Here is a 10,212-nt window from a genome sequence, read left to right as displayed (position 1 = left end):
CTATTATACAAAGGTTGTAGACTCTGTATTAGCTTACACTCTAACATAAATGCTTCGAACTCTGTATCTGTAAGTATATAATCAAAATCCTTTAGAGTTTTTACAAGTCTTTCAATTTTGGGAGGATGATTTTTTGAGTTTTGAAAGTAAGAGCTGACTCGGTTTTTAAGACTCTTAGACTTTCCCACATATATAATATCGCCAGAGGAATTTTTCATCAGATAAACTCCAGGTGTTAATGGAAGATTTTTTGCTTTTTCTTTTAAGTCCATAAGTCTTCTCCTCCTTAGTATAAGCTTACTTCTATTTTACCATCATATAGAAGCCTACACAATGTGATGAAATAGTTATACTAAGGAAAAATAAGTAAAAAAGAAAATTTATATTTGAATATTTGTGATATAATAGTATTAGTTTTTCAATTTTGACTATTCAAAAGTTAAATTATTTGAGGTGGACCATGTTTAATATCACAGAAAAATTAATTAGAGAACTATGCATGTTATCAAATACATATTTAAAAGGGCAGCAATATTATAGAGCAAATAAGGTAAAGGATTTGAAATTCAATAGCCAGAGATTAATATTTAATGCTGTAGTTTCAGGTACGAGAAGATATGAAGTAAGAATAGAATTTGATAAGGATGGAGATTTTCGTAGGGGTACTTGCACCTGTCCTGCATATGATGAGTACTGGGGACATTGTAAGCATATAGTAGCTACATTATATGAGATTAGAGAAAGAGACAAAAATGGCGAATATGATAGAGTACAGTCATATGGTATAGCAAAAAATATAATAGATTTTTTTCGATATAAGCAATTAGACATTAAAAGTCCAGTACAACTGGAAATAACCTACGAATTTGAGCCAAATCCTTTTGGAGATATGGACAATTCATCCTATATAAGCCTTCGTATAGGAGAAAGTAAGCTATATGTAGTAAAAAGCATTAAGAAACTTTTAGAAAGCTTTGAAAGTAAAGAAGAATTGTTATTTGGGAAAGAGTTTACATTTGATCCTAAAATCCATAGATTTTCTGAAATAGATCAGCCCATAATAGATTTATTACAGGAGATATATGATACAGAAAAGGCAATAAGTGAAAGCTACTATGGTTTTGGTAAAACTAGCTTATTCAAAGGAAAGAGAGTAAATCTGACCTCAAAAACTGCGAAAAGATTTTTTGAGATTATGAAGGATAGAAGCTTTAAAGCAATTATTATGAATAGAGAATATGGAAATGTAAAAATATTAGAAGATAATATGCCTCTTAAATTTAAGCTAGATAAAGACGGAAAAGATTTAGTGCTGAATGTGGACTATGGAAAACTACTTATCCCGTTAGTAACAGATGGAGAATATTTCTTTAATCAGGATACTATATACAAGACTACACCACAACAAAGAGAGTATTTTGTGCCTTTTTATGCTGCACTAATCAAGCAAAAGAACAGTTCAATTAAGATACCGCATGAATATAATGAAAATTTTGTATCAGAGGTATATCCATTCATAGAGAAAATTGGAGAAGTTGAAATAGATCAAAAGGTCCAATCATCAATATACAAGCCTGAGATAAAACCAGAAGTTTACTTAGATATCAATGAAGATGCTATATTAGTAGACTTAAGGTATATATATGGTGATATGATTATAAATCCTTTTGCCCATGAGGAAAAGACAGTAAAGGAAGATAGGATACTAATTAGAGACTTAGAAAGAGAAAAAGAGATAATTAGTATATTTGAAGCTTCAGAGTTTAAAGTTAAAAATAATCAAATTTATCTTGATGACGAAGAGAAAAAGTTTGAATTTGTTTACAAAAAAATCCCTTTGATTCAAGAGAAAGCGGAAGTATTTTATTCTGAAGCATTTAAAAGTGTGAAGATTAAGGATATGTCTTCATTCTCAGGAGGGATTAGATTAAACTCTGAAAATGATATGTTGGAGTTTAGCTTTGATATAAGTGGTATAGATAGAGTAGAGTTAATTGATGTATTTAATTCTCTAAGGGAAAAGAAAAAATACTATAAATTAAAAGATGGTTCATATTTACCACTCGAAATGGATGAACTCAATAGCATGTCAGAAATAATTGATTATCTGGATCTAGATGAAAAGGATTTTAAAAAGGATATTATACAAATACCTAAATTTAAAGCACTTTATCTTGATGAAAAGCTAAAGCAATCTGAGAATAATTATATAAAAAGAAATCTTTTATTTAAAGAACTTGTACAAAATATTAGAGAACCAGGTGACATAGATTACTCTGTTCCAGAAAATCTAAAAAGCATACTAAGAGACTATCAGAGATTTGGCTTTAAGTGGTTAAAAACTTTAGCAGTCTATGGAATGGGTGGCATATTAGCTGATGATATGGGATTAGGCAAAACACTACAGGTACTGACTTTTTTATTATCAGAAAAGAATGAAGGCAACAAGTTTCCAAACCTTATAGTAGCCCCTACATCTCTAGTATATAACTGGGCTTCAGAGGTTGAAAAGTTTACCCCAGAGCTAAGGACATTGGTGATTTCTGGGAACAAAGATGAGAGACAAAACAATATAGAGGACATCATGAACTATGATATAGTAGTGACGTCTTATCCACTTATAAGAAGGGATATAGACCTATATGAAAATATCACATTTAAGTACTGTATATTAGATGAGGCTCAGCATATAAAAAACCCTATGTCACAAAATGCGAAATCTGTAAAGGATATAAAGGCACAAAATTATTTTGCACTTACAGGTACACCTATAGAAAATTCATTGACTGAGCTATGGTCAATATTTGACTTTATAATGCCTGGGTATTTATGGTCTCATAGTAAGTTTATTAAAAAATTTGAGAGGCCTATTGTAAAAGAAAATGATAAGAAATCTTTAGATGAGTTAAGTAAATATATTAAGCCTTTTATATTGAGAAGGCTTAAAAAGGAAGTACTCAAGGAACTTCCTGATAAGATAGAGCATAAGATTGTAGCTGAGCTTACATCAGAGCAGAAGAAAATATATTTAGCTTATCTTAACCAAATAAAAGGTGAAATTGAAGAAGAGATAAAAGACAAAGGTTTTGAACGAAGCCATATAAAGATACTAGCTGGCTTAACTAGACTTAGACAAATTTGCTGTCATCCATCCTTGTTCATAGAAGGCTATAATGGTGATAGTGGCAAACTTCAACTTCTTGAAGAGCTAATAAGTGATATTTTAGAGGGTGGACATAGGGTACTTTTATTTTCCCAGTTCACAAGTATGTTAGGAATTATTGCACAAATGCTTGAAAAGAAAAAAATAGAATATCTTTACTTAGATGGTTCAACAGATACAAAGGAAAGAGGAGAGCTAGTTAATAGATTCAACAAAGGGATAGGCAGTGTTTTTCTAATCTCTTTAAAAGCAGGTGGAACAGGATTAAATCTCACTGGTGCAGATACAGTCATCCATTTTGATCCATGGTGGAATCCAGCAGTTGAAGAACAGGCTACAGACAGAGCTCATAGAATAGGACAAGAAAATGTAGTTCATGTTATGAAATTTATAACTCAAGGAACAATTGAGGATAAAATATTTAAACTTCAGGAAAGAAAAAAAGAACTAATAGACTCAGTTATTAAACCTGGAGAAACACTTGTTTCAAAAATGAGTGAAAAAGAAATTAGAGACTTATTTGAATTGTAAAGGTATGGGGTTAGGTATGACAAATTGACATTATATTAGCTTTGTCAGTTTGTAATGCCTAACTCATTTTTGATTTAGGACGAAAATATATATCTAATAAATTATAAAACAACATTTTTTGGTTAATTGCTCTACTATAAATTATTATGTTTCTATTATGCGAAGTAAATCTGATGAATTATGTTTTGATCAATGTTCACAGTGATTTTATACATTTTACAGGATATACTGATACATACTTCCAAATATTCGGAGGTATGTCCAATATTAACTATTAATTCAAAATATTAAGCCTTTAGACTTCAGGTTATTAGTGTTATACTTTCAACAAGGTCGTTCTTAAGGCACTTCCCCTAACATTATCTAAAAAAGAAAGGTTATAAGGAGGTTAACTTATGAAAAGAAATTTAAAAAGAGTAAAAGTAGTATCAACTTTAGCAGCATTACTTGTATTATCAAATATTAATATAGCTAACGCTGCAAGCTATAGAATCGTCACAACAAATAATCAAAATTGCACATGGACAACAAACAAGACATATACATTTAGATTTAGCAGCTACCTTAAGAATAATGGTAATGTAATTAAGGTACCAGCTAAAGGGGATGTTGTGAATACAGAGAAACCTGTACAAAATGAGACACCTAAGACAGAAGCTCCAAAAACAGAGACACCAAAAACAGAAGCACCAAAGCAAGAAGAAACAAAAACTGAAGCACCAGTAGACCAACCAAGTAACAGCACAGAAATAGGTAGTGTTAGTGCAATTGAACAGGAAGTAGTCAGATTAGTAAATGTCGAAAGACAAAAGAATGGCCTAAATGCACTTGAATTAGATGCAGAATTATCAAAAGTTGCACGTGAAAAATCAAAAGACATGGCAACTAAAGGATACTTTAGTCATACATCACCAACTTATGGAAGTCCTTTTGATATGATGAAGAAATTTGGTATTAAATATTCTTCAGCAGGGGAAAATATAGCTATGGGACAACCTACAGCAGAAGCTGTAGTAAAAGCTTGGATGAATTCTGAAGGTCATAGAGCAAATATTTTAAATAAGAACTTCACAAAAATTGGAGTTGGATACTATAAGGCTAGCAACGGAAGTCCATATTGGACACAAATGTTCATTAGACCTTAATAAAATCAAAAACCCAAATAGCAAATTTAGCTATTTGGGTTTTTGATTTTATTAAAGAAAATTAATAGTTTGTAAGAAATGTTGAAAACGATTTCAATTAGGTTTATAATTTAATAGGACAGATTAATATATTTTTAACATAGTATAAATTAGGAAGTTAATAATATTACTAAAGGGGGATTTTTTATGAAAATATTTGAGTACTTAGAGAAGTATGATTATGAACAGCTGATTTTTTGTCAAGACCGTGCAACTGGATTGAAAGCTATTATTGGTATTCATGACACAACTTTAGGACCAGCTTTAGGTGGTACAAGATTCTGGAATTACGAAACTGAAGAAGAAGCAATTATAGACGTTTTAAGACTATCAAGAGGTATGACTTATAAAAGTGCAGCAGCTGGTCTAAACCTTGGTGGAGGTAAGGCTGTAATCATAGGAGATCCAGAGAAAATAAAGAGCGAAGAGTTATTAAGAACTTTCGGAAGATTTGTGGAAGGTTTAGGTGGCAGATATATTACTGCTGAAGATATGAACATTGGCACACAAGATGTAGCATACATTAATGATGAAACAGATCATGTTGTTGGTCTAGAAGGTAAAAGCGGAAACCCATCTCCAGTAACAGCTTTTGGAACATTTAGAGGAATATTAGCAGCGGCTAACGAAGTTTTTGGAAGTGATGATCTAACAGGAAAGGTAGTTGCAGTTCAAGGATTAGGTGCAGTAGGATATAACGTATGTAAGCATCTACATGAGGCTGGAGCAAAGCTATATGTTACAGATATAAAGAAGGCTAATATTGATAGAGTAGTAAATGATTTCGGTGCTACAGCAGTGGCTCCAGATGAAATACATAAAATTGAATGTGACATCTATGCTCCATGTGCAATGGGTGCTGTAATAAATGACTTTACAATTAATGAACTAAAATGTAAAATAGTTGCTGGTGCGGCAAATAACCAATTAGCAGAAGAAAAACATGGAGATATGTTAAAGGAAAAAGGAATTCTTTACATTCCTGATTATGTAATCAATGCTGGTGGAGTAATCAATGTTTACGAAGAGTTAATGGGATATAATAGAGAAAGAGCAATGAGTAGAGCTTCTAATATCTACAATGTTGTTAAGAAAGTAATTGAGATTTCTAAGAGAGACAATATATCAACTGCTAAAGCAGCTGATAGAATGGCTGAAGAAAGAATAGAAAAAATCGGTAAAACTAAAACTATTTTTCTAAATAAATAATTGTTTAATAGATTACCAAGATGCTGATATAGCTATTATATAGAGGTGTGGATATATTCACATCTCTATTTTTATGCTTTTTAGCTCTAGTTAAGAATATTATTGTTCAATAAGAAAGTCAGTAAAAAAGATATTTGGAAATCTTATTGAATATAGAATTAAAGAGAATTTATAGGAAGCCATTAAAAATTTCTTCCAAAGATTATTTAGATAATATTATAACTTAACTTAATAAGAGGTAGATTGAGTCTCAGGAAAAACCGAGGCTTTTTTTGTTTTTGTGATTTGGTTCACAGTATTAAGTGTAAATATATTGTATAATAGAGGCAATTAATAATGAAAATTATTATCAATAAGAGAGGGAGATGTTATGAACAATAATCAGTTACTATATATAAAAAATCTAGTAGCATCAGCTGAAGATAAAACAATATTAAAAGGTTTAAACCTAAAAATCAACAAAGGTGAAACACATGTAGTTATGGGACCAAATGGAGCAGGAAAATCTACATTAGGAAACATTTTAATGGGGAATCCCCAGTATAAAATCGATAGTGGAGAGATTTACTTTAAAGGTGAACTAATAAATGATATTAAAGTAGATGAAAGAGCAAAGAGAGGAATATTTCTCTCATTTCAATACCCTGAAGAAATTCCAGGAGTTACAGTAGAGAACTTTCTTAGAACATCTAAAATGGCAGTAACGGGAAAATCAATATTTGTATCAGAATTTCAAAAAGAACTAAGAGAAAAAATGGATTTATTAAAAATGCCCTATGAATACAAGGATAGATACTTGAATCTAGGATTTTCAGGGGGAGAGAAGAAGAAAAATGAAATACTGCAAATGTCTATATTAAATCCATCTTTAGCTATATTAGACGAGACTGATTCAGGTCTAGACGTAGATGCAGTAAGAATAATTTACGAAGGAATAAGCAATCTATCTGATGGAGAGAGGTCATTTTTAGTTATAACACATTATAACAAGATACTGGATTATTTAGAACCAGACTATGTTCATATTTTAATAGATGGAAAAATAGCTATGACAGGTGACATAAACCTTGCTAAGGATATAGAACGCATGGGTTATGAGAATTTTAAAAAGAAATTAGCTTAGGAGAGATATGAATGGAAAATACAAAGAAGACATATTTGGAGGATATTGATAGAAGCATATATGACGTTGTCAATGAAGAAAGACATAGATTTGTAACAGTAAAAGGTTTAAATGAAGAAATTATTAGAGAAATATCAAAGCAAAAAGATGAACCAGAGTGGATGCTCGATTTAAGACTTAAGTCTCTAAAGATATATAATAGTAAGCCTATGCCTACATGGGGAGCAGATATTTCAGAACTTGATGTAGATAATATAGTGCACTATGTAAGACCAGATACTGATATGAGTCACTCATGGGATGATGTCCCAGAAGATATTAAAGATACATTTGAAAGACTAGGCATACCTCAGGCAGAGAGAGAATCACTAGCGGGAGTAGGAGCCCAGTATGATTCAGAGGTTGTTTATCATAATCTGAAGGATGAGTTAATAAAAAAAGGCGTAGTTTATTTAGATATGGAAAGTGGAGTAAAACAATATGAGGATATGGTTAGAAAACACTTTATGAAACTTATCCAGCCTGAATATCATAAATTTGCTGCATTACACGGGGCAGTTTGGTCAGGCGGCTCCTTTGTTTATGTGCCTAAAGGAGTAAATGTAGATATACCTCTACAGTCATATTTCAGATTAAATGCAAAAGGCGCAGGACAGTTTGAGCATACACTTATTATTGTTGACGAAGGGGCAAGTCTACACTTTATAGAAGGGTGTTCAGCACCTAAGTACAATGTTCAAAATCTCCATGCAGGAGCAGTGGAGCTTTATGTAAATAAAGGAGCTAGATTGAGGTATTCAACAATAGAGAACTGGTCTAGAAATATGTATAATCTAAACACTAAAAAAGCAGTAGTAGAGGAAGATGGAATAATAGAGTGGGTATCAGGCTCCTTTGGTTCAAAGGTTACTATGCTTTACCCTATGAGTGTTCTTAAAGGAAGAAGGGCAAAGGCTGAATTTACTGGTATTACATTTGCATCTACAGGGCAGACACTTGACACAGGGTCTAAAGTCTTACTAGCTGCTCCAGAAACCTCATGTACTATAAATTCAAAATCCATATCAAAAACAGGAGGGCAAGCAATTTATAGAGGACTTTTAGAAGTCACAAAAAATGCAAAGGGAGCAAAAGCTTCAGTAAACTGTGAATCACTAATGTTAGATAATGAATCACTATCAAATACTTTACCTATTATAGTCTTAAATAATGATGATATAGATATAGGTCATGAAGCTAAAATAGGAAGGATAAGTGATGAAAGTATATTCTACTTAATGAGTAGAGGAATAAGTGAAGAGGAAGCAAAGTCAATGATTGTAAGAGGATTTGTTGAGCCTATAACTAAGGAGTTGCCTTTAGAATATGCAGTGGAGCTAAACAACCTGATAGATATAGAACTAGAAGGTACAATAGGTTAGGAGTGATGGAATTGTATTGGAAAAGAATAAAGGAAGAAATCCAACTTCCAGTAGAGATAGAAAAGTATAATAGAGATATATTTAATGAAAAAAGCTTTGATTTTATTAGTTACATTGGAGAAGAAGAAAAAGCTAAATATTCAAATTATCTTACTGTAAATGAGAAAAATGGACTAGGTGAAGAATTTCTAAAGCTATCCGAAAGTTCTTCAAATACTGGTTTTATAATAGATATAGATTCTAATTGCTCACAAAATAAATCGAAAATAGATTTTATCATAGATAAAGAAAATCCCAAAGTTGTTAGCCAAAATCTTATAATATGCAGGGAAAACAGCAGCTTAGAATTAACCCTAAACTATGATGACCATGATGAGATATATGGATTTCATAATGGTTTTACTAAAATATTTGTTGAAAAGGGAGCTAAGTTAACCTGTTGTGCTAGTAAAACTTACTAATGAAAAAACTCTGACAATTATGTTAACCTATCATTGATAACCACCACGAAATCATGATAGGAGGATAACATATGCCAGAGCTATATAAATATTCTATCAAAGAAATAGAAAATTTAAAGGATTTTTTCTTGGTAACCTATGTAGTTATTGATGATTTATACCAAGAAGTTGCTCCAGAATACATTAAGTTTCGTAAAAATGCTGAGTATTCAATTTTATCTGATAGCGAAATCATTACCATTAGTATTGTGGGTGAATTGCTATCTATAGATTCTGAAAAAGCTTGGTTTAACTTTTGTAAAAAGAATCTAGCTGATCTATTTCCTAGATTTTGCGATAGAACTAGATTTAATCGGACACGTAGAAATCTACATTCTATCATAGATGAAATTAGAAAAAAGCTTTCTTCTAAACTTGGATACACTAAAGATCCTCATAGAATAATTGATAGCATCCCTATACCAGTTTGTAAATTTGGTAGAGCTGTATTTCATAAAGCTTTTAGGGGCATAGCCACCTATGGTAAATGTCCATCTAAAAAAGAAACTTATCTTGGCTTTAAAGCTCATATGCTATGCACTTTAGATGGATATATTACAGATTTTGTTTTAACTGATGCTAGTAAAGATGATCGTAGTGCTGTTTGGGACTTAGTTTCTAGCTATAACTCTTTAACCATTATAGGAGATAAAGGTTATATAGGAGAAAAATTAGCTTTAGAACTAAAGCAGGAAAAAGAAATAGACTTAATATCTATGAAAAGAAATAAAAGTAAAACTCAATTTCCAAAGTCCTTTAGACAGTTAATTTTTAAAGCTAGAAGAAGGGTAGAAACTTCATTCTCCCAATTAACTGAACAGCTTAATGTAAATAAAGTTAAAGCTAAGTCCCTATGGGGCTTAATAACAAGATTACGAACTAAAATTTTAGGTCACAATATTTGCTACTTTATTAATAAATGTCTCAATAAAGATATTAGTTTAGCAAATATCAAAGAATTAATATTTGGATAAATAATCCAGGTATGATTAATTCCAATTTCCTAAAATAAATCTAGCTTTATGAGTTGCCATATTTTTCTAGGGGGTTGTTGATTTCATATAGCACAACAAGTTAAATT

Annotated in this window: 8 protein-coding genes; 7 read left to right on the top strand and 1 reads right to left on the bottom strand. The window is 31.3% G+C overall.

The genetic code is table 11. The annotated features are described in order from the left end of the window. Positions 1 to 272: GIY-YIG nuclease family protein (locus DW1_RS04545; RefSeq protein ID WP_159433548.1), on the bottom strand; the 272-nt coding region annotated here is incomplete at its 3' end. Between the two features lie 188 nt (positions 273 to 460). On the opposite strand from DW1_RS04545, the gene DW1_RS04540 reads away from it, so the two are divergent. The 7 genes from DW1_RS04540 (at position 461) to DW1_RS04510 (ending at position 10,105) form a co-directional block, all read left to right on the top strand. Next, positions 461 to 3,694, top strand: coding sequence for a DEAD/DEAH box helicase (locus DW1_RS04540; protein WP_074349459.1), 3,234 nt, complete (start codon positions 461 to 463; stop codon positions 3,692 to 3,694). A gap of 395 nt (positions 3,695 to 4,089) precedes the next feature. Beyond that, on the top strand, positions 4,090 to 4,839 hold the full coding sequence (locus DW1_RS04535; protein WP_074349458.1) for a CAP domain-containing protein: 750 nt from the start codon (positions 4,090 to 4,092) through the stop codon (positions 4,837 to 4,839). Positions 4,840 to 5,025: 186 nt separating this feature from the next. Next, complete coding sequence (locus DW1_RS04530) at positions 5,026 to 6,087, top strand: Glu/Leu/Phe/Val family dehydrogenase (RefSeq protein ID WP_074349457.1); 1,062 nt, start codon at positions 5,026 to 5,028, stop codon at positions 6,085 to 6,087. Between the two features lie 370 nt (positions 6,088 to 6,457). Next, the gene (gene sufC / locus DW1_RS04525; protein ID WP_074349456.1) at positions 6,458 to 7,210 is read left to right on the top strand and encodes a Fe-S cluster assembly ATPase SufC; all 753 of its coding nucleotides are present in this window, start codon (positions 6,458 to 6,460) and stop codon (positions 7,208 to 7,210) included. Between the two features lie 11 nt (positions 7,211 to 7,221). Continuing rightward, the gene (sufB, locus tag DW1_RS04520; protein WP_074349455.1) at positions 7,222 to 8,631 is read left to right on the top strand and encodes a Fe-S cluster assembly protein SufB; all 1,410 of its coding nucleotides are present in this window, start codon (positions 7,222 to 7,224) and stop codon (positions 8,629 to 8,631) included. A gap of 11 nt (positions 8,632 to 8,642) precedes the next feature. Further along, complete coding sequence (locus DW1_RS04515; RefSeq protein WP_074349454.1) at positions 8,643 to 9,092, top strand: hypothetical protein; 450 nt, start codon at positions 8,643 to 8,645, stop codon at positions 9,090 to 9,092. Positions 9,093 to 9,163: 71 nt separating this feature from the next. Continuing rightward, complete coding sequence (locus DW1_RS04510; protein WP_074349453.1) at positions 9,164 to 10,105, top strand: IS982 family transposase; 942 nt, start codon at positions 9,164 to 9,166, stop codon at positions 10,103 to 10,105. Positions 10,106 to 10,212: the final 107 nt, after the last annotated feature.

It is taken from the genome of Proteiniborus sp. DW1, from assembly GCF_900095305.1.
GTDB lineage: Bacteria > Bacillota > Clostridia > Tissierellales > Proteiniboraceae > Proteiniborus.
This window is presented reverse-complemented; position numbering and strand designations above follow the sequence as displayed.

Bases quoted from the DNA above. Each gene is read 5' to 3' on its own strand.
- sufC (WP_074349456.1), top strand. From the start codon at position 6,458: ATGAACAATAATCAGTTACTATATATAAAAAATCTAGTAGCATCAGCT.
- DW1_RS04535 (WP_074349458.1), top strand. From the start codon at position 4,090: ATGAAAAGAAATTTAAAAAGAGTAAAAGTAGTATCAACTTTAGCAGCA.
- sufB (WP_074349455.1), top strand. From the start codon at position 7,222: ATGGAAAATACAAAGAAGACATATTTGGAGGATATTGATAGAAGCATA.
- DW1_RS04510 (WP_074349453.1), top strand. From the start codon at position 9,164: ATGCCAGAGCTATATAAATATTCTATCAAAGAAATAGAAAATTTAAAG.
- DW1_RS04530 (WP_074349457.1), top strand. From the start codon at position 5,026: ATGAAAATATTTGAGTACTTAGAGAAGTATGATTATGAACAGCTGATT.
- DW1_RS04540 (WP_074349459.1), top strand. From the start codon at position 461: ATGTTTAATATCACAGAAAAATTAATTAGAGAACTATGCATGTTATCA.